The organism is Streptomyces sp. NPDC006458, from assembly GCF_040612135.1.
Classification (GTDB): Bacteria; Actinomycetota; Actinomycetes; order Streptomycetales; family Streptomycetaceae; genus Streptomyces.
In genome coordinates, this window is sequence record NZ_JBEXPR010000016.1 from 61787 (window position 1) to 86516 (window position 24730).

Sequence of the window (24730 nt, forward strand, 5' to 3'; positions counted from 1 at the left end):
CCCACCCGAAATTCACCGACCTCCGGTGTCACACCGCAGCGCTCGATCACACCTGTAGAGAGCGAGGGGCCTCTTCGGCCGACCATCCGACGAAGGAGACCACGCACATGAGCCGCCGCCGGCAGCACGCCGCCGTCCCGCCCGCCGGGCCCGCAACCCAGGCGGCCCGCTCCAGGGAAGGGAGCTGCCGATGACCACCTTCCAGTGGTCGCTGTCCGCCGGCCTCGCCGTGGCAGGGATCGGTGCCGCGACGGCCGTTGCCCTGCTGCTGGGCAGCCGCCGCAGAGCCGCCGAGCAGAACGCCACAGCCGAGGAGCGTGCCGAGCTCGCCCTCCAGCGCCGCAACGCCTGGCAGCGCCGCCTCGCCGTGATCGCGCTCGGCATCGGCTGCCTGATGATGTTCGTCCTCGCGGGCATCGCCGCCTGGCTCAGCTTCGGGGCGCAGCGCGAATACGCCCACGCGCACAACGGCGGCGACTGGGACGCGGCGACCGGCTTCGCGCTGCTCCTGGACGCCGGCGCCCTCAGCCTCTCCCTCATCCGCTTCTTCGAAGCCCTGACGCTGCGGTCCAGCGCGATCACACGGATCCTGCTGCTCGCGTTCGTGTCCGCCTCGGCGGCGATGAACCTGCTCCACGCCCCCGGGGCGGGAGCCGGCAGTGCGTTCCTCGCGGTGGTCCCGCCGCTGGTGTACGCGATCCTGCTCGAGATGCTGCTCTACAAGATCGAGCAGGTCATCATGGGCCGGCAGAAGCGCCGCAAGGCCGATCAGGACCGCGGCTACAGCCTGCTGCTGTGGCTGCCCTGGCCGATCGGCGCGCCGGTCAAGATGTGGAAGGCGTGGCGGTCCGAGCTCCTGGCGACCGTCGACAACGTCCGCGTGATCGGCTCCCAGCGCCCCCATCCGACCGCCGCCGCAGCCGAGGTGACCCTGGAGCGGGCGGACTCGACCGCTCTCGTGGACACCGCCGCGGTCGGCGCGGCGCCGGTCAACGCGCTGCCGGCCAGCACCCCGCAGACCGCCGCCGGGAAGGCCGAAGAGGCCCCGGTGGCCGCGGTGACCCCACCCGGTGCCTCGGCATCCGCGCCGGCCATTCCACCGCTGGACGAAGAGGATGCGGCAGCCACGAAGGAGGCCCCGGTGCCGACTGCAGTGGTCGAGCCGCGCCCTGCGGCCGTTCCCGAGCCGGAGGCAGAGCCCGAGCCGAAAGCAGAGCAGGTCCCGGAACCTGAGGGAGAGCCTGCCGAGCCCGCCGCGACGGGCTCGCCCGCCGGTCAGCCCGCCGAGGAGGAGTTGCTGCCGAGTGGCGGCGAGGACGCCCCCGGCGACGAGGAGGAACCCGAGGGCGAGGAGCCCGATCCCGAGCACGACACCCCGCCGCACGACGAGGAAGACGAAGAGGCACGGGAGCGGCTGAGCATCGACATCGACCTTTCGGTGCTGCCGAAGAACCTCACCCAGCGGCAGCGGGCCGAGCGGATCTACGTCGCCCACCAGGCCGCCGGCGTTGCCCTGTCGCAGGCCGACCTGGGCAAGTGGGCCGGGTACAAGAACCCCAACTCCGGCGGCAACGAGTACCGCCGGCTGGAGAAGGAGCACGGCCCCATCGTCGTCCGCGAGGGTGCCACCCACGTCGACCTGAACTGGTCCCACCAGCCGGTAGCGGCCTGACCGCCCGGCTCCCCACCTCCCCGGCCGGTAGGACCGCGCCGGGGAGAATGCCGTGTCGGACCGTGCGGGTAGCCTCATGGGCGACACCACACCGGGTACAGAAGGGGGGCGGCCGGTGAGCAGCCGCTGGCACCGGGCGATCGCCGAGCTGAGCGCCCAGGGCGACGCGGCACGGGCCGCCGCCCAGCGTGTGCAGGATGTTCCCAGCGGGCAGCGCACGACCGCCGCCGCGATCTCCTACGTGGCCGAGACTGACTATCTGCGCAGCGCGAGCACGCTGCTGCGCGCGCACCTCAGCGACCGGCGTCCGCCCAGGCGGCTGCCGGTCGCCCGCGTCTGGCCGTGCCTGCGGGATGTGTGGAAGGACCAGGTGTTGGACCGGCTCGGCGGGGTGTGGCGGGCCGTCCCCCGGGACGCCGCCCTCGCACGGATGCGCAGCGCCCCGTCCGACCCTCTTCTCACCGCCGTCATCGACCAGGCCGAGGCACTGCAGGCCAGCCTTCGCGGCAAACGGCAGGTGAACCGGCTGTACGAGTCGTACATCCCTGACCGGACGGGCAGCCCGGCCGCCAGTCTGCTCGGCGCTGGGCGGACGGCGCCCACGCTGCCCGGGTTCCCCGGCCCCGGGCATCCCCTCAACCGTGCCTTTCCCTTCGGCGGGGCCACCGCTACGCGGATCCAGCCCGGCCGGGAGGCCGAGTTCAACCGGCTGAGCACCGACCGGTCAGCCGTGCACGCCAGGGCTCTCGCCTTCGGCGACGCGGTTCTCGCTCTCCTCGTCGAGCACCGGGCGGAAGGCGTATCGCCGGAGTCGGGACGACTGCGCGGTGCCGGCCGCTGGGTGGGACGCGAGCAGCAGCTGGTGCCGGACCGGGCGAAGTGGCCGGCCAAGCTCAACGGCTACCAGGGCGCGACACTGGCCGGGCTCGGCTGGCTGGTGCTCGCGTGCACCGGGCTCCCGCTCACCTTCGGGCAGCGAGCCGACCTGCTGTCCCACTACACGCTGCTGTTCCTGGCGGCCGGCCTCATCGCCTGCACCGGGACAGCCCTGATCTACCGGCACGGACCGAAGCTGATCGCCGCGCCCGGTCCCCGGGCCGCGGTCCCCGGGATCGCCGCGGCTGTGCTCGCCTTCACGGTGTGGCAGGGCCAAGGGCCCGTCGCCGACTACTACTTCGCCGGCCCGTACGACCGCTACGACCGCGAGTATGCGGACGGATGCCTCGCCGCCAGCCCCTACCGGCACGACGCCGTCCAGGCCATGGTCGACGACGGCGTGCTGACCGTCACCCCCGTCGAGGGAGGCACGACGCTGCGCCTGGGACCGGCCGAGGACGGCAGCACGCACCCGCTGCGCCCGCTCGACAGGGCGACCCGGACGGTGCTCGAAAAGTACGGGTGCTGACCCGGGCGATCGGGCACGGGATGTCCGAGCGTGGTGACAGACTGACGACGCGGCCGCGACCGGCCGCGTCGGGAGGGCATATCTGTGGAGACAGCAGACAGCATGGCGCGCGACCTGGTCTTGGCCGACTCGTTGGACCTCTTGCGCGAGATGGCGCTGGGCAGCAGGTCCGGCACGCCGGGAGAGGTCCCGCCCGTACGGGTGGAAGGCCTTGTTGCGGGAGGGTCGACGAAGACGTCGGCGGTCGTGTACATCGGCGAGGGGTCTCGTGAGGGGAGCTCCGCCGCCGAGGGCGGAAGCGCCCCGCACGCGGGGGTGCCGGGGGTGCGCGAGGTTCAGCCGTAGCCCTGGCCCAGTTCCAGGGCGGGGATGAGTATTTCGGCAGCCGGGCAGTTATGACACGCCTCCGCTCCCGGCCGCATCAGAGCATCCAGTGCTTCGAGTGTGCCAATCTCGCGTCCGCCTCCGGCCGCGGCCGGGCAGGCGGCGTCATGGACGACCGTGCCGCGGCGGCCGGCGGGCCGGACGATCCAGCCGGTCGGCTTGGGCGGAGGCAGGGTCCTCGGGTCTCGGTGGTTCGGGATGTTCGACAGGTCGACTCCGTCGATCGGCCGCAACTGCTGGTCGGTGACCCAGACCGAGTACTCGGCAGCTTCGACGCCGTCTCGCGTGGCCACCCATGAGGGCATGCCGATGCGGTAGCGCCACGGGTGTCCGTGGGCGCTTCTGAACCTCTCGTACAGGCGTACCTCCACGGTCTGCTCGTCGGGCAGGACGAGCAGAATCCGGGCAGGCGGCGGCTCCGGGCGCTCGTTCACCGGCTACGCCGCCCGAGTCTGCTCCAGCGCTCGGGCGTACCAGCGCAGGCCCTCCAGCTGGGCTCTGCCGCCGGCCCCCGCCCAGTAGGGGTGGAACAGGATTCGGGCGGACAGGTGCAGCAACTGGCGACGCTGGGTGGTAGAGGAGCCGCGGGGTGCGGACGCGAGCGCCCCGTAGGCGCGGTGGCAGGCGATCTGTGCCTGTACGAGATCGTCAGGGTAGGGGTACTGCTGCATAAAGCAATTGCATCACGTGTTCGAATTACTCGTCACGTGCGGCGCTCCGGACCTGGGCGCGGGTGATCGCGAGCGTCACAGGAGCACGCGTGGTGCCACCGAGCCCATGGGCGGACTGCCTGCGTTCGTCTCCCGGATTCGGGGAGGGGCGAGCCGCTAGGCTCGGACAATGAGCGATGACCGTCCTGTTCTCCTCCCGTCCAGCGTCGAGTGGAGCGAGGAGGCACGGTTGGTGGGTGAGGCCCTGCGGACTGTTCAGGCAGCCGCTTCGGCAGCTGGTGACGAGGAGCGATACCTTCTGCCGCCTCTGCTCTGGCAGATCGCTGCCGATCGGGTCGAGGACTGCCCCACGGTGGATCACGGTTATGAGAATTTCAGGATCATGGTGGTGCCGGAGTACGCCTTGCGCGCGGTGCGGGACTGCCACGGGGCCCTTGTACGTGCGCGCGACGGGGACGTCGAAGCTGCGCGGCTGGCCGACTTGCTCTCCCGCTACCTCCACGCCTGGGACACCGATCTGCACGGCCTCGTCGCATGTCTGGAGCGCGTGCTCGCCGTCCTGTGCCTCGGCATCGCCGCCGTCCGTACGCTCGCCACACACCTCGCCCTCAATCAAGGCGACGCCCCGGAGGCGGTCCACGCGGTGACCGAAGTCCTCACCGCGTGGCGCAAGGCCGGCGTCGCTCCCTGACGACGGCGTTGCTGTGCGGCGGCGAGCATTGCCGGGTGAGTCTTCGAATGGGGGATCGAGCTCGGTGCCATTGCTCATCGCCGTAGCCGCGTCGGCCGCGCGGATCAGGCGGGCGGCGCTCGCCGTCCAGGTCCTCGCCGAGTGCACCGCGCTGCTGGTATTCCTCAGCCACGCCTGCGGTCCGGCCAGGGCGGTGGCAGTTCGGCCAGCCGTTCGCCCGGCGCGCGGGCGGTGGGCGAGGGGCGTAGGAGTGGAGGGTGCACCTGTCTCCGCCCGTCGAGCCGATGCTGGCCCGCTCCGTCTCGGCGTTGCCCTCTGCGGGGGCCAGGTCCGCGCTGTTCGAGCAGAAGGCCGACGGGTTCCGTGCGCTGGTGTTCGCCGGTCCGGAGCCGTTCCTGCAGTCCAGGCGGGGCGCGGACCTGGGCACGGCGTTCCCGGAGCTCGTCGAGGCCGCAGCCGCGCTCGGCATCGAAGCGGTCCTCGACGCCGAGCTGGTCGTGTGGGGAGCTGACGGGCTCGACTTTCCCGCGCTGCAGGAACGGGCCCGGCGCCGTGGTGCCACGGCCAGGCGGGCGGCGCTGGAGCGGCCGGCCCACCTGATCGTCTTCGACCTGCTCGAGATGTCCGGCGCGGTCCTCCTGGATGAGCCGCTGCGGCGGCGCAGAGCCGCCCTGGAGGACCTCTTCGCCGGAGGCCGGCTGACGGCACCGTGGGCGCTGTGCCCGCAGACCTCCGACCGGGAGCTCGCCCTCGGCTGGCTGGACCCGGTCTGGGGGGCGGCCGGGATCGAGGGTGTGGTGATCAAGGATCCCGACTCCAGGTACCGGCCCGGAGAGCGCGGGTGGCTGAAGCTGCGGACCCGTATCACGGTGGAAGGGATCATCGGCGCGGTCACCGGCGCCGTGACCGCGCCCCGGAGCCTCCTGCTCGGCCGGCTCGACGCGGCGGGCCGGCTGCGCCTGGCCGCCCGTTCCACGCCGCTGTCCCGCACGGCGGCGATCGAGTTGGGTGCGGTCCTGCGCCCGGCGGGAGCCGAGCACCCCTGGTGGGGCCGGGAGTTCTCGATGGGATGGGGAACGAAGGAGCTGCTGGTCTTCCAGCCCGTGGTGCCCGAGCACGTAGCCGAAGTCGACGCCGATACAGCGCTTGACCTGGGTCGGCACCGGCACCCAGTGCGCTACCTGCGGCTGCGGGACGACATGGCTCCCGGCGACATCCGGGAGTGACTGCCGCTCGCCGAATCGCTCTCGTGCTGCGCCGTCGGGCCGGAGAGTGAGAGCCGGGTCACAGCCGTAGCGCCCAATCGTGGACGACGGCGCGCCTCTCCCCTAGTCATGATCAGAACTTCACCCGCGACCAGGAGGAGTTCCGCTGTGCCGGTCCTGCGCCAGATCACCACATGCACCGCTCCGTCGACCGTCGTCGTCGAGCGCCGCACCCGGGCACGGGACCGGCCGGTGGACTACCGGCTTGAGGTCTGCCATCGCCACCGGTGGCTGGCGAGCAACTGGACGGGGCGGCGCGGCACTGAGGGCGCGGGAGGCCGGTGTGGCACCGTCACTGACTACCGGCCGTTCGCCGCGATCGTGCAGTCCCATGCCGACCTGTGGCTCCGGGCGTTAACCACGAACGGCCCCGAGGACCACGACGGCGACCTCGCGGCCGCGCTCCGCGCGGGATTCGAATGGCTGACCACATACCGGGAACCAACCGGCGTGGCGATGGCACTGGAACACGCGGCCCGGGTCGCCGAGGCGACCGCGGCCGGCACCCTCAAGCCGGCAGAGGGCCAAGTGCAGGTCCTGGCCGCGCTCAGCCTGGCGGAGACGCTCGACGCCGGCTCACGGGGAGCATGAGCCGGCGGCGTACGACGGCACGTTCCATCAGCTCCCGCCGGGCCCCCGCCCGGGCCCGGTGCTCAGGGCGGCAGAAGCCCCGTGGAGGCGGGCCGGTGGGAGTCGTAACGGCGGGCCGTAGGGTCGAAGCCGACCGGCCCGTCACGGGGAGGCCGGGCTGTGCACGTAGGAGTCTCATTTGTCCGTCCTCAGTGCTGCCCTGATCGCCGCCGTCGGAGCGCTGGCCGGTGCTGCGGCACGCCCGGTGGTCTTCGCCCGCTCGGTCCCGGCACCCGCGTCCGCACGCAGTGACTGCCCGCACTGCGGCAGCGGCGTCCTCGGAAGCCGACTGCCGGTGCTGCCCGTCTCCGGGCGCTGCCCGGCGTGCGCACAGGCGATCGGGCCACACGCCTTCACGTCGGAGGCGGCAGCCGCCGTGGCGTTCGCCGTGATCGCGGCGGGCGGGGCGAGCGGCTGGTTCGCCGCCGCCCAGTACTGGGTCGCCGCGTGCGGTGTCGCACTCGCCCTGATCGATGTCGCCGTGCAACGTCTCCCCGACGTACTCACCCTCCCCGCCTGCGGCGGGACGCTCCTCTTGCTCACCGCGGCCCAACTGGCCGGCGAGCCCGGAAGCCTGGGCCGCGCGGCCGCCGCCGCTGCCGTGCTCACCGCCGGCTTCCTCCTCATCGCGTTCACCGGCGCCATGTGGCTGGGAGACGTCAAGCTCGCACCGGCCCTTGGAGCGCTCCTGGGCTGGAGCAGCTGGACGGCCCTGTTCTGGGGAGCAGCCGCGGGCTTCGTCGTCGGCGCGGTCTCGGAGGCGGCGCGGATGGCAGTCGGCCGTGCCCGTCGCACGCACGTCGCTTTCGGCCCCTACATGGTCATTGGGGCCCTCGCCGTTTCGGTCACCGCGGCCTGACCGCGCTGCGGATTCCCGGAAATACCACTTCCTGTAATTCCTCTTCCTGCACACCGCATTCCGGAACGGCTCATACCTGACCCCGCCCTTCCGGAATGCGGATTCACGGAACAAACCGAGCCTGGTCAACTCCACCGCGCAGAAAGAAGATCGAGTCCGGAACGAAGACGAACCTGTCACGTTCCTGATCTTCTTCGCCCGTCTTCACCGCCCGTAAGTACCGCGGTGAAGAAGCCTTGCGCACACAGGCGAGGGAATTCTGGCCGACGACACCAGGAAGAGCCGCACATGAACACCCTCACCCGTCGCGTCGCGACCGTGGCCACCACCGGCGCACTGCTCCTCGGCGGCGCCGTCGCCACCGCGTCCACCGCCAGCGCCGCGACCGTCGGCAGCGGAGCCTGCACCCACCAGATCAAGCTCAACACCGACGTGTACACGACGGTGAAGTTCCGCACCGGCCCGGGCACCGGCTACACCGCCACCGGCCAGCTCTCCAAGGGCACCGACGTGTACTGGCAGTGCAACAAGGGCGACAACGGCAAGCCCGGCGCCTGGGGCTACGTCACCGTGAAGTCCGGCGCCCACAAGGGCAAAAAGGGCTGGGTCGCCGCCCAGTACATCAACGTGCCCATGCAGCTGGACTGACCCCAACCCGGCCGGCAGAGACGACCTGACCCGAGCTCTCCCGGCCCCCTCTCACGCCTGAGCCGTCACCTCGTACAGGCTCAGGACGACGCAACGGCGGCCCGGCCCACTGTGACCCCGGGCCGCCGTCGGCGTACCCGCACCCGGAACCCGTCCGGTGTCACCGGCAGTGAAGGCTCCCTCCACCCGGGCCTGCCCGCCTTCGTCGACCGCCTGCGCACCCTCACCCGCCGCACGGTCGGCATCGGCGTCTCCACCCCCCAGCAAGCAGCACGCGTCTGCACCTACGCCGACGCCGTCATCGTCGGCTCCGCCTTCATCCGCGCCCTCGACTCCGCCCCCGGCCCCGCCGGTGCCCTCCAGGCCGCCCTCCTCGCCCAGCGCCTCACCCACGGGCTACTGAGTTCACGGCCCGCCCCGGCCTGACATCCGCGAGCTGACGGACCACCAGAGAGCGCCGACCGGGCATCCCTCCACGTACCGGCATGTTTCATCGAGCGTTTCGAAGCGCGATGGCGGGAAAGTTGTAGCTACCAGGCAGTAGGCCTCTAAGGTTCCGCCCAGCGCCAACTTGTTGACCCGCTCGTGGACGAGCACACACAGGAGCGGACCGCATGCTCACGATGCGCCCGGCCACACCGGACGACCAACCCGGCCTCGCCGCGATGATCCAGGCCCGCTCCGACTGGATGAAAGCCAACCAGCTCCCGACTTGGCACAGCTGGGGAAGACACGTCCACGAGCTGGCCGGCAACTGCACACGGCACCCCTGCGAGATGTGGGTCCTCACCGAACACGGCGACCGGATCCTGGGCTGCACCACGATCCTTCGGACACCCGCGCCCTGGACCTGGACCGCGGCCGAAGCCGCCGACACCGCCTACTACCTCAGCGGCACCGTCACCGACCCCGCCGAACGCCACCGCAAGCTCGGCACCCTCATCGCCGACTGGGCCGTCGACCTCGCGGCACGTGAGGGCATCAGCCGCGTACGGCGAGACTGCAGCTCCCCCGCTCTCGCCGAGTACTACCAGCAGCAGAACTTCCAGCTCATCCGAAAGGTGTCGTCCCCCGGAGGGCACACCTCATACGCCTTAGAACGCAAGGCAGAAGAAATCCCCGAGCTCGCCAGCTGGCTCGTCCCCCGGCATTACTCCTACGGGAATCTCTGGAAGGTGGAGGACGCCTCTCACAGGGAGTGCGAGATCGAATATGGCGGGAGCAGTGCAATACCTCTCACGATCGTTCCGCAGTGCGGCCGAAGTATCCCTTTCGATGTAGGGCGCTCCACTGCAACGAGGTAATTGGAATGAGAGCGGCCCGTCGCCCCCCGATTTTGACAGGGGAAGAAGGGCCGCTGTATCCGCTCACCGGAGTTGAAGGTCCGCTTCAGTGGTGCGCAGCAGCCGAACACCTGGGTGAGGCGGCGGTCTACTCGCCCTTCGGCCGCCCTGCGGCCAGCCCAGGGGCAAGCCGCGCACAGCGGGCTGCGTAGGCAGCGAGATGCTGGGCTTCAAATTCCGCGGCATCCCAGTCATCCACCCGTACATCGCCTCCACGCCATATGTACGCCCAACCCCACCCACCGTTGGAAAGCGGCAACTCTCGCAGCTCGTACCGAGCGTCCTCGAACGCGTCGAGGATGCGCCATTCCTCGTTGCTCAGGTCGGTCAGGACCAACCCGGAGGCAACGCCGGCGGACGTTTCAGCAACGAGGCCTGGGTAGACGCGACCTTCGAGCGCCGCAGCGCGGTAGCCCGGCGCGGACGCCGGAGACTGCTGCGGAACTCGGCCCAGCAGGGCCCGGAGGACGGCGTCGAACTGGAGCGTGCCGTAGCAGAACAGCACGTCGGGGCGTTGCGAGAGTCGGTCCCGGCGCCCAGTGGCTTCCGGGGCCGAGGTGGTTATGGCCTGCGTCATGTGCTTTCCGGTCTCAGTGGGAGGTCAGGTACATCGCGTCGTAGACGGGTGACTCTGGGGCGTGCTTGATCTGGCCCAGGATCGTGTACCCCCACCGAAGATAGGCACTGCGGGCGGGCTCATTGTCCTCGATGCACGTCAGGGCTGTGACGTTCTCCTCCCGGCCGGAGATGACCGTGTCGTGGATCTGGCGTCCGAGACCGCGATTCTGCTGAGCGGGCAGCACCATCAGCTCCCGCAGCCAGAAGATGCCGCCAGAGTCGGCGAGTTCCTGCAGCCGGGCCGGCCGCCGAGGGCCGAGGGACGTCCACCAGGGCTTGTCGTGGGGCAGGGTGGCACCGTGGACGTATCCGACGATCCGACCGTCCACCCGGGCTGTCACCGTCTCGAAGCCTTCGGTGTCGAAGGCAGCCTCGAGTCGACTCCGGAAGGAGTCGACGGAGAAGAAGGGGTCACCGACGTAGGGCGGCGTGTCGTACACCGTGGCGTAGACGTCGACCAGCTCGGTGAGTATCGCCTTCGCTGACTGCGCATCGTGCCGCTGGAACTCCGGGTCCACCGTCTGCACTCTCCTTTGCTTGCTCACGCGACGTGAGTACGGATCTGTTCGAGTAGGTCCCCCACGCCGCGGGCGCGTCGATGGGGAATCAAGCCGTCATGAACGATCGTCAACTGCGCGGTCGTCCGTGTGGAAGACATCCCGCTCTCCACGAGTCGGAGAGCCTGTGTCGCGGCGGCCAGACCGTGGTCGACGTCGCCGTTCTGCACGGCCGCGACCGAGAGCCGGCCGAGGCACATTCCGCGGTTCCTGGAGTGGGCGACATCCTGAAGCGCCTCAGACCGTGCGAGAAGCTCTTGGGCTCGGGCCACCTGGCCGAGGTCGAGCCGGCACATGCCCTCCAGACACGTCAGCTCGGCAAGGTTGAGGAAGTGCGCCCAGTCCGGGTCCAGCTCGTGGTCTCCGCACTCCCATTCCTGCCAGGCGCGCTTGATGGCGGCCTCGCAGTTGAAGACGTCCCCGACGCGTGCATGCCCCTGAGCCTCTCGGATAGCCAGCAGTGCGGTGACGCGGCTGGGTGCGTTCCAGAGTTCGGCGTGCCGCTGTCCGAGCTTGGCGAAGCGCACGGCTTCGCGTCCCTTGTTCAGGTCGACGGCTTGCCTGGCCATGTTGCTCAGGGTGCGGCTGGCCAACACGTCGTCGCTGGTGTAATTGGCCGCGTTGAGCGCCTCGGAGAAGTACTGGCGGGCCTGGGTCTGCAGCCCTGCGTCGTAGCAGAACCATCCGAGCGACGTAGTGAGCTTCCCCGCGAGTGCGTGCAGCCGCTGTCCCAGAGCGTCGTCGTAGATACCCCGATCGATCATGTGGTGTGTCCAGAGCAGATGAGCCCGGGTCGGTCGCCACAGTCGGTTCGCGCCGAACTGCTGGTCGATCGCATAGTTGTCGTCGGCGGCGCCGGACAGCAGTTCGACTTCCTCCGGCGAGATTCGCCACTCGCCGGTGCGGTTGGTGCCGGTGGTCGTCTCGGCCAGCCATGGGGGCGGCGCCTCATCGGTGAGAGGACTGGAGCCGGCCGCGACCAGGAAGGGACCGGGTGACGACTGGCTGATCAAGGGCACCGGCGTGAGAACCAGAGGACCGCCGTCCCCATCCGTTGGGGGCCGGAACCCCAGTTCCTCAACAGGGCACTTCCAATAGGCGGCCAGCACCGCCCGACTGTCAGGATGCGGCCAGGGAGGAGGGTCGGCGTTCTCCCACTTGGAGTACTGGCGGATCGTGAACGTAGGCGTCCTGCTCAGGCGCCCTTCTGCACGAAGGCGTCGGGCAAGGGCGGAGAGTTCCTGTACGACCTCCTCCTGCGTGCGGTTCGCACGGGTGCGTAACCGCTTGAGTTCACGCATGGCCACCTCCTCACCGTCTGGATGGCCTCACGGTAGCGACTTCAGCAGCCTCGTGTGAGGGTTCGTCAACTGAATGCCCTGGTCAGAGGGAAAGGGCTGGCGAAAGGGCGGCCAAAGGGCATGTAGGAGGCGGCCAGAGTTCCGGGTAAAAGACCTGTTCACCGTTCCGGCCCTTCGCTGCACTAGGTCACGTTGCAGACACCCTGTGTTTGATCGTGATGCTGGAGGGCTCATGGAGACCGGCGAGATGGTTGACGCCGAGAGCGCGGCTCTGTCCGTGTGGTTCTCCGCGGCTACGCCGTGCCCGGCTACGTCGGCCGGCCTGTGGCGGACGAACCCCCACCTCCCGCGACGACTTGAGTGCGGCGTCACCTTCGACATCGTGCTCGCGGACCGGCATCTGATCGAGGCGGCCTATCGGCTCCTTGCCCAGTACGAGCAGCCCCTCGGGCCCGCTGTGGAGTTCACCAGCCTTCGCTCCGGCGCCGTGCTGGTGCCGTGCGGCACCGGGGAGAGCTGGAGCAGCTTGATGGCGGCCTCACAGTGGCCGGGCAGGCTCCCCCGGCCCGCCTGCCTCGGCAAAGGCCACGCCATTCTCGTACCCGCGCCTGCCCCGCGATCGGAAACCGGGGTCGCACAGTGGCTCGTCCCACCCGATGACGAGCAGGTGATCGGCGGGGCACCGCTGTTGACGAGCCCTGCTCCTCTCGCCCGGTGCCTTGCCGAGGCTCTGGCCCTTCGCGCGCCCCTGGAGCGAACTCCTCTGCGCCGAGCCGTAACCGCGGTGAAGTCCGTTTTGCCATCCTCCAGGAGGCTGTGATGGCGACGGAATCCACGGACGGCCTCCGCGCGGCTCGATCCGGGCGAGTGGCTGGGGAGCAGGACGGCTCAGGGGCGCTCGTCTGCTCGCTTCCAGTAGTTCCGAAGCATGTCAGTGGGCCATTTCGGCTGGTGTACGGGTCCGCGGGGCAGCATCTCCTGGAAGACCGGCGCCAGGTCGATGACGGGAGTGCCGGCGTCTGCGTCCAGGTCCGTGACGTGCAGATCCCGTCCCTCGACTCGCAGCAGCTGCGGGTAGGAGATGCCGATTCGGGCCGGCCGCCTGTGGTTGCGGTGGACGAGGCCGCCGGTGGCCGGCCAGTCCGGATTTCCGCGGGGGCTGCGCGGTTCGAGCTCGATGTCGTTGTCCGACCCCAGGCTGAAGTGCCAGACCACTTCAAGGTGGCTGAACTCCTCGATGCCCTGAAGGGCACTCTCCGGGATGTTCGGCTTGAGACGGATGATCGACTCGACTCCGCCCTTGTAGTCGTCAAGACGGCCGGTCTGGCCGCCTACGACCGTGGCGATCACCGGCAGCTGGATGTGCTGGTCGAACACGCTTCACCTCTCCTGGGGCTTCTCCCCCGGCGCCGACAGATGGGCTCTCCGCGCCGGGTTTCCTTACCGTACGGGTCACTTGTCCGCGAGAACCGCTCGGGCTCGCGCGTCGAGGTCTGCGGCTGGCCCACCGCCTCGGCGGAGGACGGGGCTCAGCGCTCGGCGCATCTGCACCACAGTCTCTCGTGCCCGCCCGGACTGGACGCCGGTCATCGTGTCGAGCGCTTGGTGCCAGGTAGCGCAGGCCGCATCGAGTTGCCCCTGCCGGACCTGAACCTCACCGAGGTATCCCAAGGTCACGGAGTGGGTTCTCTTGAACTGCTTCCGACGGGTGCGGACACTGCGCTTGAACTCGCGCTCGGCGCCCTTCAGGTCGCCCAGATCCCGCAGCGCGGCCGCGGTTTCATGGGCGAGGCTTGCCTCTCCGAAGAACCACACCCGGGCGGGCTCATCGCCGCTTTCGGTGGCGCGGCCCAGGTCGGACTCCGCGCGGTTGAGTGCGACCGCGGCCCGCTTCTTGTCGCCCGCGGCGGCAAGCCCGCGAGCGTGGACGACACCCAGCAGGGCCTTCTCCCGCCAGCAGGCTTCGGTGTAGCGGCGGCTGGAGAGGGATCCTTCGGCCAGGCGTACGGCTTCCGCCGGCTGGTGCAGGTCCACAGCCTGGTGTGCCATGGCTCGCAGTACGTGCCCGGCGAGCGGCGCGTCGCCGGCCTCCTCGGCCAGCTGCGTTGCGAGGGTCAGCCACCGCAGCGCGATGGGGTGCTCCCCGGCGTCGAAACTCGTCCAGCCAGCGAGGTAGGCCAGTTCGGCGGCAGCCGACGTCATGTCCAGGCGCAGACTGTCGGACGGGAATCGTGCGGCCAGGAGCTCGGCGACGTCGGTGCGCAGGTAAGCGACCAGGGCGGCGCGTCCCACACCACGGCCGCCGCGCTGCTGGTCCCGCTGGGACAGGAAGGCGGTCATCTCGCGCACGCTTGCGACGTCCTCGGCCGTGACCGTGTGCTGCGACAGCGGCTTGCGGGTGCGGGCGCGATCGGCGGCCTCCTGCCACCATGTCTCGGAGGGCAGGGCCAGGCTGGCGACCGAGTAGGCCGACTGTGCCAGCACCTGGCGCCGAGCTATGTCCATGTCCGTGCTCCCGAGGGTCGCCAGCGTCGCGAGGGTGTCGACGCTCCACGTCGGCGCCTGCGGGTCGGCGGCGTCGTCCGGTGCCAGCCCGATGTCGGTCAGCGTGATGGTGCGACCGAGGCCGCGGCAGAGCGTCTCGGCCAAGATATGCGCTGCGCGGCCCTCCGGGATGGCGCCGCCGATCCAGCGGGCGATGCGGGACTGGTCGTAGCGCAGGAGTTCAGTTGCACCGTTCTCCGCGGCAACAGCCCGGAAGCGAGCGGCCAGTTGCCGCTGCGACACGCCCCATTCCTGGATGACGGCTTCCAGCCGGGTGTTGCGTGTGCGCCTCATGGGTGTGCGCCCCCGTCCCCGAAACGATCTTGCATCACGTGCATCGCTTTGCCGAGCCTGCCTGCATTCCCACCGGCCCTGGCACGCGGTTGTCTCGTGAAGACGATATTCCTCCAACACCCAGGCGGCGTACCGGAATCGGCCACGTCATGCCCACGAGCTCGGACGGTGACCGGAATTGGCCCCTGCGGGGCCGGGAAGGGCAGCTGATGAACGTGCAGTACCCGATGGGCGGCCTTCGTGGGGTGCGCACCATTTCGGTGGTGCGCGGCGGCCGGGAAGCGATCGCCCCTCCGTCCGAAAGTGACAGCACGCCGACCTGTAGGACCCGTGACTTCCAGATGGTGACCGAGATCCCTGCGCAGGCGGAGGCCGTCGCCGGAGCGCGTCATCAGCTCGGCACGCTGCTCCAGCGCTCCGGGCTGTCCGAATGCGCTGACACGGTCATGCTCGTCACCCAGGAGCTGATGGTGAACGCCATGGTCCACGGGTGCGGAAGCAAGCCGGCGCTCCGATTCTCCGTACGGGCTACGCATGGGCACGGATGTTTGCGGGTGGAGGTGGAGGACCCCTCGATCGAGCAGCCTCATCCGCGGCCGCCGTCCGCGGGTGAGGAGGGCGGCCGCGGGTTGCACCTGGTCGATTCCCTGGTCACGCGATGGGGAACGGACAGCTCCGCGCCGGGGCCGGGCAAGACGGTCTGGTTCGAGCTGGACCTGGCTGCCGAGGAGGCCGCGTCGTGAGTCCCCTCCGCCTCGGCCGTCGCCCGGCCTCCTCCCCCTCCGTCACTCCCCGGTCGGTGGTCGCCGCTGCGGAGGAGACGTTGTCGATGGTGCTGTCGGACGGCGCACCGACTCCCGAGACCGACCAGGACATCCACGACTTGATGCTGCGGCTACGGGGTCACCTCATGCAGCTGGGGGCGATGACGCCCGATCGGTCCTCTGCTGTGGCCGAGGTGATGAAAATGGCCCGGCAGCGTGAGGCCGAGGTGCCGGAGAACTGCGCCCGGGCCCTCATACCCCTGGCGAGGTTCGCGGTGGCCGTACGCACGGTGCTATGGACCCTTCGAGCCGAAGGGGCGTTGTGCGAGCACCCGGCCCCGTGCCCGCCAGCCAGCGCAGCCGATCACTTGGCAGCGAGCGTCTTGGTCGGGCACCCCGAAGCCGGGTGGAGTGTGCTGTGCAACGGGGTGATCCTTTTCGAGGACACGGGATACCTCCTGCCGGCGGGTGACATTGTCGGCCCGCGACGGCCTCTGCCGGGTGGGGCGGTGACGACATGACCGCCTGGCCCTCGCCTCCTGTCCGGCAACTGGGAGTACGGATTCTCCCCGCGACGGCCGCCTGCGACTACGAGTTCTGGGAAGCCAGACTCCTCAGCCCTCATCTCCTGCGTGACGCGGTGGCCGTGGCGCTGCACCGCCTTCCGCTACTGGCGGTCCCGGTCGGCGCGGACCGCCGCGGTGGCCACATGGACATGCTCGACCCGGGCTTCGCCCAAGCGCTCGCGCACGCTCTACAAGAACGTCCCGGATTCGAGCGGCCCGTCGCCTCTGGCCGACTCGTGCGATGGGGCGATCCGATGCCGGACAACCTCACCCCGGACGCCCACTACCGGTTCCAAGGCCTGCGTGAGCAGCCCCGGCGCCCGGCTTCCCTACGGCCCCCCGCCGGACACGGGGGGCACGACTTGGGTCTTCTTGCGCCCAAGCCGCCGCCCGGAAGACAGCCCACTCCTCCCCGGGCCGTCGTCCAGGCCGGCGCCGCGCCCGCCCCCTAACTCTCGCGGCGCCCCGTCCTGTTCTGGTGCCGCCCCGGCCCCCCGCTACGGCGCGGCACCAGAACACCCCTCACTCACTGGAGCCCCCTCATGACCTTAGGTAGTGCCTTTCCGTGGAACATCGCTCTCAGCGAGCGTCCGCCTGCTGTGGTTCCGTCGGATGCCGGCGTGGTGCGCGTGGGCTTGGCGCTCGGCCTGCGCGCGATCGACGCCCTGGTCGCTGACGGCTCGGATGTCGGGCCGGTGAAGTACTGCCTGCTCCACCACAGGCTCCTGGTGCCGGTGGAGCCCGACTCGGTCCACCGGTGGAGGGCCGCGCACTCCGACTGCGTCCCCGCACCCAGGTCCTGGGGCTGTGACGCCAGCGGCTACCGCGGCTGTTCGGGCCTCTGGGTGACCCGCCCCGGCACACCCCTGGTCGAGGCCACCGCAGCCGAGGCGCTGCACGTCGCACTCAGTCGGACCCGCGCCAGCTTGCGTGCACCCCTCAGCGCGCCCTACTCGCGTCACCGGCAGGTGTGCCGTGCCTAGACCTGTGTCGAGGAGTATGCGCTGGTGGGCCTGGCGTCCCAGCCGTGGTCAGCTGCGCATCCTCACCTTCACCCTTGCAATGATCACCGTCATCTGTGCCGCATCCCTGCCGAGGCAGTGATGACTCCCACGGGCCCCCGGACCGGGCGGCAGATCCGCGAGCTGCTCTGCTCCTGGACACCGGTGGAGGCCGACGGGCCCGTGGCCCCCGCCTCTTGGCGCCAATCCGCCCCCGCTACATGAGCGCTTCGACCACTCCCACGCCTACGCCATCCTCGCCTCGCCTGGAGACCGCACCCCATGACCACCCTGCCGCCACCCACCCTCAACCCGTCCGTTCGCCGTCCGCGCATCGAGGACTACGCCCTCATCGGAGACATGCAGACCGCTGCTCTGGTGTGCCGGGACGGCAGCGTCGACTGGCTGTGCCTGCCGCGCTTCGACTCGGCCGCCGTCTTCGCCGGCCTGCTCGGCACGGATGAGCACGGGTTCTGGCGGATAGGACCCACCGTCCCCGCGGGCGTGCCCGCCCCGCACGCGAACCGTCGCCGCTACCGTGGGCAGACGCTGATCGTCGAGTCCGAATGGGACACCGCGACCGGCACGGCCCGCGTGCTCGACCTGATGCCTCCGCGTCACAGGCACGGTCCGCAGCTGATCCGGATCGTCGAGGGCGTCTCCGGCACGGTGGAGATGACGTCGACGCTGACCCCGCGTGTCGGCTACGGCCGGCGCGTGCCGTGGATCTACGACACGGACGGGCGGACAGCCGCGGTGTCCGGACCCGACGCGCTCTGGCTCGACACCTCCGTGCCGGGGACGGAGAAGGACGGCGCGATCCACCACCGCTTCACCGTCACGGCCCGCGCGTGGGTGGCCTTCACTCTGAGCTGGCAGCCGTCCCACGCTCCCGCGCCCGAGGTCCCCGACGCCGAGGCGGCGCTCACACAGACCAACGCCTTCTGGGAGACGTGGGCGGAGCAGCTGGTCTACGACGGCCCGCACCATGAGCCGGTGATCCGTTCTCTGATCACGCTGAAGGCCCTCACCCACGCCCCCACCGGCGGAATCGTCGCCGCACCGACGACCTCCCTGCCAGAGGAGCTCGGCGGGGTGCGCAACTTTGACTACCGCTACGTGTGGCTGCGGGACGCGGCGGTCACCCTGTCCGCACTGCTGCGAACCGGATGCCGCGACGAGGCGGTCGCATGGCGGCAGTGGCTGCTGCGCACGCTCGGCGGCGATCCGGAGAACCTGCAGATCATGTACCGCCTCGACGGCCGCCGCGACATGCCCGAGCGGGAGCTGGACTGGCTGCCCGGATACGAGGACTCCAGCCCGGTCCGCATCGGCAACGAGGCTGTTGACCAGCTCCAGTTGGACGTGCCCGGTGAGGTCATCGAGACGCTGGCCCTGGCACACGAGCACGGCGTCGCACGGTGCCAGAACACCGAGGGCCTGATCATGAAGCTCGTCGACTACGTCCGCCGGCACTGGCGCAAGCCGGACGACGGAATCTGGGAGGTCCGCGGCGGCCGACGGCACTTCACCCACTCCAAGATCATGTGCTGGGTGGCCATCGACCGTGCGATCCGCCTCGCAGACCAGGGCGTGCTCGAAGCCGACCTCGAAGCCCTGGTGAGCCTGCGTGCGGAGATCCACGCCGAGGTGTGCGCGCGGGCCTACGACCCGCGGCGCAACACGTTCACCCAGTCGTACGGCTCACAGGAACTGGACGCCTCGCTCCTGCTCCTCCCGCACACCGGGTTCCTGCCGCCCGACGACCCGCGGGTGATCGGCACGGTCGACGCCGTGCGCAGGGAGCTGGCTCCCGACGGCGTCCTGGTCCACCGTTACCCCACGGACGGCCGGCACGTGGGCATGGACGGATTTCCGGGCGACGAGGGCGCGTTCCTCCTGTGCTCGTTCTGGCTGGTCGACGCGCTCGCCCTCACCGGCCGACTGGATGAGGCCGAAGCACTCTTCGAGCAGCTGCTGACGCTGCGCAGCGACCTGGGCCTGCTCGCCGAGGAGTACGACCCAGCCGCCCAGCGTCAGTTGGGGAACTTCCCGCAGGCGTACTCGATGCTCGGGCTCACCAACAGCGCTGTCCTGCTACACGAGTTACGCAAGGCGGCGGCCGCGCCGGTGATGGCCGCGTGAGCACACCGCAGACTGCCGCCGGTCCGGGCTCCCGGCGGTTTCGGTCCCGCCCGATCACCGGCCACGCGACGGGGCCGGAGCACCCCCTCTGCCTCACCGCGCGCCGCCCACAGCCGACCCCCACGTGTGAGGAGTCCCCATGCTCGATCCGCAGGTGACCACAGCCATACTCGGCGCCGGATTCGCCGCCACGTCGGCAGGTTTCTTCGCGCAGACCCGCGCCAAGCGTCGTCTGGCTGCGCGATGCGCTGGGCTGGAGAAGCAGCACGCTGCCAATGGCACGCACATTGCCACGCTGGAGACGGAGGTGCGGCACTTCGCCGAGGTGACGATGCCCGCTCTGGTCGACGTCCTGGCGCGCGGGCACCGGGGTGTGCCAGTCCCCGGACTCAGCCAGGAGCAGCTCGCCGGCACAGTCGTCGACCAGGCGCACCAGACCGTGAGACGACTGCTGAAGGAGGCTTTGGCCGTCACCCGCGAGCAGATCGGGCGCGCGGCCAGGTCCTCGGTGCGCGACATCATCGACGAGGCGCAGACCGGTCTGCACCGCTGCCAGATGCGTGTCGTCGAGGAGATGGAGCGCCACCCCGACGGCACGGCGTACCACCAGAGCCTGATGAACTTCGACCACCTGGTCACCCAGTCCCTGCACACGCTGCAGCGCATGCGGATCCTGACCGGATCGTGGCCGGGTCTGCAGCGCGCGGACTGCACGGTTCGCGAGATCGTGGAATCGGCCCGCGGGCGGATCAACGACTACCTGCGGGTCAGCTACACCTACGAGCCGCGCACTGGGGAGACCTGGCTGGAGGGGCGGATCGTCGAGCCGGTCACCGTCGCGCTCACGGAGCTGCTGTCCAATGCCACGGCGTTCTCCGACGGCAAGGTGTTCGTCGAGGTGCAGGCCTTCCAGACCGGGTACTGCATCGTCGTCGACGACGGCGGCCTGAACATGAACTCCTTCCAGCGCGAGGAGGCGGCCCGGCAGCTGGGGCAGCGCGAGGTTCTGGACGTCACCACCGTGCAGGACACCGGTCAGCTCGGATTCGCGGTCATCGGCCGTCTCGCCGGCGAGTACGGCTTCGCCGCGGACGTCACCAGCACCTCCCCGTACGGCGGCGTGCGGGCCGTGCTGCGTATTCCTCTTGAGTTGTTCGGGCACGGCCCGACCGACGAGGAGATCGAGGTCGAACGCCACGCGGCAACGTCCCTTGCCAGGCAGACGCCCCTCCCCGAGGGAGCTCCCGTGCCCGCCGGAGCGGCAGACGCAACTCCCGGCGAGCCGACGGCCCCTGGAGGTCTGCCGCAGCGGCGGCGGCGCGCGCCGATTTCTGCGGCGACGGCCCGTGACAGCGCGCCCGCGCCGGCGGACGACCCCGATGCGTTCTCCGCCGGCCTCGCCCACCTGGGGCGGACCATCCACGACACCGAGAACGACACCCCTGAAGGAGACCAGCCCCATGACTGAGCAGCAGCCGACCGCCGAAACCCACGACATGACCTGGGTGCTCAACCGCCTCGCCCAGGAGAAGGGCGTCGAACACGCAGTCCTGTTCAGCAGCGACGGCCTGGTGCTGGCGCACTCCGAGGGGCTGCACCGCGACGTTGCAGACCGGACAGCCGCCAGCTCCTCCAGCCTGTTCTCGCTGGGCCGCGGTGTCGGCGAGTTCGCACCGACGCCTGAGGACACGACCCCCCGCAAGATCATCATCGATCTTCCCGGGGCGTGCGTCCTGGTCTTCGCCGCCGGACACAACACGGTGCTCGCCGTCTCGGTCGGCGCGGAGATGACCGACGTCGAGGTGGCGGTCGCGTCCGCTGAGACCATCAAGGCCATCAAGGGCCTGGCCCCCGCGCTGTCCGCGCGCGCGAGGGCCCGGACCTCGTGACGCCCCGCGGCCGCCGGCGTGCCGGGATGGTGCGGCCCTACACCCCCACCGGGGGAAGGGCCGTGCCCACCCGCCGCACCCTGGACGTGGCCACGCTGTTGATCGCCGATCCGGCCAAGCCCCTGGCCGGGCTGGACGCTCACTCACACCGCCTGATGCAGCACTGTCTGCCCGGCGTGCTGTCGCTGGCCGAGGTGAGCGCCGACCTGCAGCTTCCGGCCGCCGTGACCAAGGTCCTGGTCGCCTCCCTCGTCGACAGCGGCCACCTCCTCAGCCGCAGCCCTGTCCCCGCCGCTCAGCAGGCCGACCGTCATCTGCTGGAGAGGATTCTCGATGGTCTTGAAAAGCTCTGAGGGCCACTACCTGGCGCCCGGGGTCGACCAGTCCGTGAAGGTCGTCGTGCTTGGACCGTTCGCCGTCGGCAAGACCACCCTCGTCGGCGCTGTGTCCGAGATACGGCCCGCCTCGACCGAGGAACGCATGACGAAGGCCGGGGAGGCGGTCGACACCCTGCGCGGCCTGTCGGACAAGACCACCACCACCGTCGCGCTCGACTTCGGCCGCCTCACCCTGACCGACGACATCGTGCTCTACCTGTTCGGCGGCCCCGGCCAGCCCCGGTTCAGCTTCATGGTCGACGAGCTGTTGCAGGGCGCGCTGGGCGGCGTGGTCCTGGTCGACACCGCGCGGATCACCGAGTCCTGGGACGCCATGGGGCGCATGGAAGAAGCCGGCCTGCCCTACGTGGTCGCCGTCAACACCTTCCACGACTCCCCCCGTTACGGCGAAGCCGAACTGCGCCGCTCCCTGGACCTCGCCCCCTCCACACCGCTGGTGGAGTGCGACGTCCGGCACAGGGAGTCGGCGAAGAAGCCGCTGATCGCGCTCATCTCCCACCTGTTGTCCCGCACCAGCCTGGAGCCCGCCTCATGACCACGCCGCCCCCGCTCTCTACCAGCGGCTGCCCCATGCTGCACGGCGCCGCGTTCGCCGCCCACCCGAACGCCGTCTACGAGCAGTTGCGCGCCCAGGGCCCGGCCGGATGGGCTGAGATCGCCCCGGGCGTGCACGCCCTGGTCGTCACCGGGCACCGGGCCGCCGTCACCCTCCTCAACGACACGAACACGTACTCCAAGGACTCGCGGCTGTGGGCCGCTCTGGCGGAGGGCCAGGTCCCCCAGGACAGTCCGGTGCTCGGCATGATGGCCTGGCGGCCCTCCGTCCTCTACACCGACGGTGACGAGCACGCCCGTTTGCGCTGGGCCATGGACGACTGCATCGCCCGGATCAGCCCCCATCGCCTCAGGGAGATCACCCGGCGTAGCGCACTGACGCTGATCGCCCGGATTATCGCCCGCGGCCGGGCCGACCTGATGGCCGATTTCGCCGACATGGTGCCCATGCTCGTCTTCGCCGACCTCCTGGGCTGCCCGCCCGAGAAGACCGACCAGATGGTGCGTGCCTGCCAGGACCTCATCAGCGCCGGCCCCGAGGCCGCCCAGGGCGCCGCGGACTTCGCTGGCCTACTGTTCGAACTCATCCAGCTGCGCCGGGCCCGGCCCGGCCAGGACCTCACCTCCTGGATGATCAACCACGCCCCGGCGCTCAGCGACGACGAGGCGCTCAACCAGCTGTTCTGCGTCACCGGCGCCGGCCTCATCCCCACGGCCGCCGCGACCGCCTGGACTTTGCACCTGCTGCTGCGGGACGACGAGTACGCCGGCAACCTCGCCGCCGGCACGCTCACCGTGCGCCGGGCCCTGAGCAAAGCGCTATGGGAGCGCGCCCCCATGGCGAACTTCTCCGTCCACTTCGCCCGCTACGACACCTACCTCCACGGCGCTCCCGTACCGGGCCGTGTCCCGGTCCTGATCTCCCACGCCGCCGCGAACACCGACCCCTCACTGCCGAGCGGCCGCAGCTACGACAGCCGGGCCCACCTCGCCTGGTCGGCCGGGCCGCACCGCTGCCCCGCGATCTCCCAAGCCACCACGATCGTGCAGACCGCCGTCGAAACGATCCTCGACCAGCTGTGGGACATGACGCTGACCGACGAGAGCGCCGAACCCCTCCTGCGGCACGGCCCCTTCCACCAGTGCCCGCAGACGATGCCCGTCACCTTCCGACCGAAGTCCCGCGACCGCATTCCCGCCACCGTTCTCGCAGGAGGAATCTCGTGACCAGCATCCCCGCCCCCGTCACCCTCGACAGCAGCGGCCGACGCCTGTTCGCCCAGACCGACGAGCTCCGGGCCGCGGGCCCGGCCGTCCAGGTACGCATGCCGGACGACGTCATCGCATGGGCGGTTACCCGCGGAGACGTCGCCAAGCAACTCCTCACCCACCCTCACGTCTCCAAAGACGCCCGGACGTCCTGGCCGTCCCACACCCCCGGCTCCATACCGTGGCTGTACGCCTGGGTCGACGTGGTCAGCATGTTCACCTCCGACGGCGACGACCACCAGCGCCTGCGCCGGCTGGTCAGCCGCGCGTTCACCCCCGGCCGCGTCGAAACAATGCGACCGATTCTCCAGAGCATCGTCACCGACCTCCTGGACGCCCTGCAGCGCCAAGACCACACCGCCCCTCTCGACCTGCGCGCCCACTTCTCCTACCGGGTACCTACCCGCCTCATCTGCGATCTGTTCGGCGTGCCCGCCGACCAGCGACCCGAGATGCTCCGCGTGATCGACTCCGTGCTCGCCACGGACGTCACCCCGGAAGAGGCCGAAGCCACCAAGCGCGACCTCGGCCAGGCCATGCAGGCCCTGATCGACACCAAGCGCAGCCACCCGGGGGAGGACATGACCAGCTTGCTGCTGGCCACCCACGAGGAGGACGGCGACCGGCTGAGCCACACCGAGCTCATCTCGACCCTCATCCTGATGATCGGCGCCGGCAGCGAAACCGCCGTCGCCCTCATCAACGCCTCCGTCCGCGAACTCCTCGCCCACCCCGACCAGCTCGCGACCGTGCTGGCCGACCCGGCGCGCTGGAGCGACGTCATCGACGAAGCCCTCCGCCTGCACCCCCCGATCATGTTCCTGCCCCTGCGCTACGCCACGGCGGACATCGACCTGGGCGACGGCGTCGTCATCCGGGCAGGCGAGGCGATCATCATCGGGTTCGGTGCCCACGGGCGCGACCCGGAGCTCCACCAGGACCCCGACGTCTTCCGCATCGACCGGGCGGACAAGCAGCACCTTGCCTTCGGCCACGGCATCCACTACTGCCTGGGCGCCCCGTTGGCCAAGCTCGAAGCCGAAGTCGCACTCCCGGCCCTGTTCGAGCGGTTCCCGCAGATCGCCCTGGCCTCCAAGAACGAGGACCTCGAGCCGCAGCGCTCTTTCATCGGCACCGACGTGACGGCGCTGCCCGTCGTGCTGCAGCCCACGCCGTAGAGACAGACGCTCTCGCGCCGAGGGAACGCCGCCTCCGCCCTCGGCGCGACCCGATCCGCGTCCCCGCACCCGCATCCCACCAC

General features: G+C 70.3%; 27 protein-coding genes and 1 pseudogene. 21 read left to right on the top strand and 7 right to left on the bottom strand.

All coding sequences use genetic code 11. The features are described from left to right. Positions 1-190: 190 nt before the first annotated feature. Both ABZZ79_RS22195 and ABZZ79_RS22200 read left to right on the top strand, forming a co-directional pair. Positions 191-1672 (top strand): DUF2637 domain-containing protein, encoded by a 1482-nt coding sequence (locus ABZZ79_RS22195; RefSeq protein ID WP_356691247.1) that lies wholly within the window; start codon positions 191-193, stop codon positions 1670-1672. Between the two features lie 115 nt (positions 1673-1787). After that, positions 1788-3077: a hypothetical protein gene (locus ABZZ79_RS22200; protein WP_356691249.1), complete on the top strand. Its 1290-nt coding sequence runs from the start codon at positions 1788-1790 to the stop codon at positions 3075-3077. Between the two features lie 335 nt (positions 3078-3412). Here the strand turns inward: ABZZ79_RS22200 and ABZZ79_RS22205 are convergent, their stop codons facing one another. Both ABZZ79_RS22205 and ABZZ79_RS22210 read right to left on the bottom strand, forming a co-directional pair. After that, positions 3413-3895, bottom strand: coding sequence for a DUF6233 domain-containing protein (locus ABZZ79_RS22205; RefSeq protein ID WP_030841614.1), 483 nt, complete (start codon positions 3893-3895; stop codon positions 3413-3415). Between the two features lie 3 nt (positions 3896-3898). Further along, the gene (locus ABZZ79_RS22210; protein ID WP_356691251.1) at positions 3899-4132 is read right to left on the bottom strand and encodes a hypothetical protein; all 234 of its coding nucleotides are present in this window, start codon (positions 4130-4132) and stop codon (positions 3899-3901) included. A 169-nt stretch (positions 4133-4301) separates the two neighbouring features. Here ABZZ79_RS22210 and ABZZ79_RS22215 point away from each other — a divergent pair, with 169 nt between their 5' ends. The 7 genes from ABZZ79_RS22215 to ABZZ79_RS22245 all read left to right on the top strand — a co-directional run bounded on the left by ABZZ79_RS22215 (position 4302) and on the right by ABZZ79_RS22245 (position 9529). Then, complete coding sequence (locus tag ABZZ79_RS22215) at positions 4302-4823, top strand: hypothetical protein (RefSeq protein ID WP_356691253.1); 522 nt, start codon at positions 4302-4304, stop codon at positions 4821-4823. A gap of 257 nt (positions 4824-5080) precedes the next feature. Continuing rightward, complete coding sequence (locus ABZZ79_RS22220; protein ID WP_356691255.1) at positions 5081-6049, top strand: ATP-dependent DNA ligase; 969 nt, start codon at positions 5081-5083, stop codon at positions 6047-6049. A 147-nt stretch (positions 6050-6196) separates the two neighbouring features. Next, positions 6197-6679 (top strand): hypothetical protein, encoded by a 483-nt coding sequence (locus tag ABZZ79_RS22225; RefSeq protein ID WP_356691257.1) that lies wholly within the window; start codon positions 6197-6199, stop codon positions 6677-6679. Positions 6680-6857: 178 nt separating this feature from the next. Next, a complete protein-coding gene (locus ABZZ79_RS22230; protein ID WP_356691259.1) occupies positions 6858-7577 on the top strand; it encodes an A24 family peptidase in 720 nt (239 codons plus the stop codon). Positions 7578-7865: 288 nt separating this feature from the next. Then, positions 7866-8225 carry an SH3 domain-containing protein gene (locus tag ABZZ79_RS22235; protein ID WP_234310093.1) on the top strand — a complete coding sequence of 120 codons (360 nt, stop codon included), beginning with the start codon at positions 7866-7868 and terminating at the stop codon, positions 8223-8225. A 111-nt stretch (positions 8226-8336) separates the two neighbouring features. Then, entirely contained in the window at positions 8337-8651 is a 315-nt protein-coding gene (locus tag ABZZ79_RS22240; RefSeq protein WP_319656446.1) for a tryptophan synthase subunit alpha, read from the top strand. A 188-nt stretch (positions 8652-8839) separates the two neighbouring features. Next, positions 8840-9529 (top strand): GNAT family N-acetyltransferase, encoded by a 690-nt coding sequence (locus ABZZ79_RS22245; RefSeq protein ID WP_356691262.1) that lies wholly within the window; start codon positions 8840-8842, stop codon positions 9527-9529. 127 nt (positions 9530-9656) lie between these two features. On the opposite strand, the gene ABZZ79_RS22250 is transcribed toward ABZZ79_RS22245, so the two are convergent. From ABZZ79_RS22250 to ABZZ79_RS22270, 5 genes are all read right to left on the bottom strand, one after another. Beyond that, entirely contained in the window at positions 9657-10145 is a 489-nt protein-coding gene (locus ABZZ79_RS22250) for a gamma-glutamylcyclotransferase family protein (protein ID WP_356691264.1), read from the bottom strand. A gap of 13 nt (positions 10146-10158) precedes the next feature. Continuing rightward, entirely contained in the window at positions 10159-10731 is a 573-nt protein-coding gene (locus ABZZ79_RS22255; protein WP_078615122.1) for a GNAT family N-acetyltransferase, read from the bottom strand. Then, positions 10728-12044 carry a hypothetical protein gene (locus ABZZ79_RS22260; RefSeq protein WP_356691266.1) on the bottom strand — a complete coding sequence of 439 codons (1317 nt, stop codon included), beginning with the start codon at positions 12042-12044 and terminating at the stop codon, positions 10728-10730. Before ABZZ79_RS22260 ends, ABZZ79_RS22255 begins: the two co-directional genes overlap by 4 nt. 888 nt (positions 12045-12932) lie before the next feature. Next, complete coding sequence (locus ABZZ79_RS22265; RefSeq protein WP_030841580.1) at positions 12933-13421, bottom strand: TrmO family methyltransferase; 489 nt, start codon at positions 13419-13421, stop codon at positions 12933-12935. A 75-nt stretch (positions 13422-13496) separates the two neighbouring features. Continuing rightward, the gene (locus ABZZ79_RS22270) at positions 13497-14882 is read right to left on the bottom strand and encodes a Tat pathway signal protein (RefSeq protein WP_319656450.1); all 1386 of its coding nucleotides are present in this window, start codon (positions 14880-14882) and stop codon (positions 13497-13499) included. Between the two features lie 209 nt (positions 14883-15091). Between ABZZ79_RS22270 and ABZZ79_RS22275 the strand changes: the two genes are divergently transcribed. The 12 genes and pseudogenes from ABZZ79_RS22275 to ABZZ79_RS22330 all read left to right on the top strand — a co-directional run bounded on the left by ABZZ79_RS22275 (position 15092) and on the right by ABZZ79_RS22330 (position 24647). Continuing rightward, positions 15092-15625 (top strand): ATP-binding protein, encoded by a 534-nt coding sequence (locus ABZZ79_RS22275; protein WP_319656451.1) that lies wholly within the window; start codon positions 15092-15094, stop codon positions 15623-15625. Next, a pseudogene (locus ABZZ79_RS22280) lies at positions 15541-15933 on the top strand (DUF6415 family natural product biosynthesis protein); the annotation flags it as partial. The gene ABZZ79_RS22275 and the pseudogene ABZZ79_RS22280, both read left to right, overlap by 85 nt. A gap of 33 nt (positions 15934-15966) precedes the next feature. After that, positions 15967-16167, top strand: a complete 201-nt coding sequence (locus tag ABZZ79_RS22285; RefSeq protein ID WP_319656490.1) for a DUF5999 family protein — start codon at positions 15967-15969, stop codon at positions 16165-16167. Then, on the top strand, positions 16164-16664 hold the full coding sequence (locus ABZZ79_RS22290; RefSeq protein ID WP_356691269.1) for a DUF6302 family protein: 501 nt from the start codon (positions 16164-16166) through the stop codon (positions 16662-16664). The genes ABZZ79_RS22285 and ABZZ79_RS22290 overlap by 4 nt, the downstream gene beginning before the upstream one ends. A gap of 168 nt (positions 16665-16832) precedes the next feature. Then, the gene (locus ABZZ79_RS22295; RefSeq protein WP_319656452.1) at positions 16833-17195 is read left to right on the top strand and encodes a hypothetical protein; all 363 of its coding nucleotides are present in this window, start codon (positions 16833-16835) and stop codon (positions 17193-17195) included. 300 nt (positions 17196-17495) lie between these two features. Beyond that, positions 17496-19358, top strand: a complete 1863-nt coding sequence (locus ABZZ79_RS22300) for a glycoside hydrolase family 15 protein (RefSeq protein ID WP_319656453.1) — start codon at positions 17496-17498, stop codon at positions 19356-19358. 139 nt (positions 19359-19497) lie between these two features. Beyond that, entirely contained in the window at positions 19498-20826 is a 1329-nt protein-coding gene (locus ABZZ79_RS22305) for an ATP-binding protein (protein WP_356691272.1), read from the top strand. After that, on the top strand, positions 20819-21247 hold the full coding sequence (locus ABZZ79_RS22310) for a roadblock/LC7 domain-containing protein (RefSeq protein ID WP_030841561.1): 429 nt from the start codon (positions 20819-20821) through the stop codon (positions 21245-21247). Before ABZZ79_RS22305 ends, ABZZ79_RS22310 begins: the two co-directional genes overlap by 8 nt. Before the next feature lie 26 nt (positions 21248-21273). Further along, the gene (locus ABZZ79_RS22315) at positions 21274-21600 is read left to right on the top strand and encodes a DUF742 domain-containing protein (RefSeq protein ID WP_199820125.1); all 327 of its coding nucleotides are present in this window, start codon (positions 21274-21276) and stop codon (positions 21598-21600) included. Beyond that, positions 21581-22180, top strand: a complete 600-nt coding sequence (locus ABZZ79_RS22320) for an ATP/GTP-binding protein (protein WP_030841555.1) — start codon at positions 21581-21583, stop codon at positions 22178-22180. The genes ABZZ79_RS22315 and ABZZ79_RS22320 overlap by 20 nt, the downstream gene beginning before the upstream one ends. After that, complete coding sequence (locus ABZZ79_RS22325; protein ID WP_356691275.1) at positions 22177-23427, top strand: cytochrome P450; 1251 nt, start codon at positions 22177-22179, stop codon at positions 23425-23427. The genes ABZZ79_RS22320 and ABZZ79_RS22325 overlap by 4 nt, the downstream gene beginning before the upstream one ends. Continuing rightward, on the top strand, positions 23424-24647 hold the full coding sequence (locus ABZZ79_RS22330) for a cytochrome P450 (protein ID WP_319656456.1): 1224 nt from the start codon (positions 23424-23426) through the stop codon (positions 24645-24647). The genes ABZZ79_RS22325 and ABZZ79_RS22330 overlap by 4 nt, the downstream gene beginning before the upstream one ends. Positions 24648-24730 lie beyond the last annotated feature (83 nt).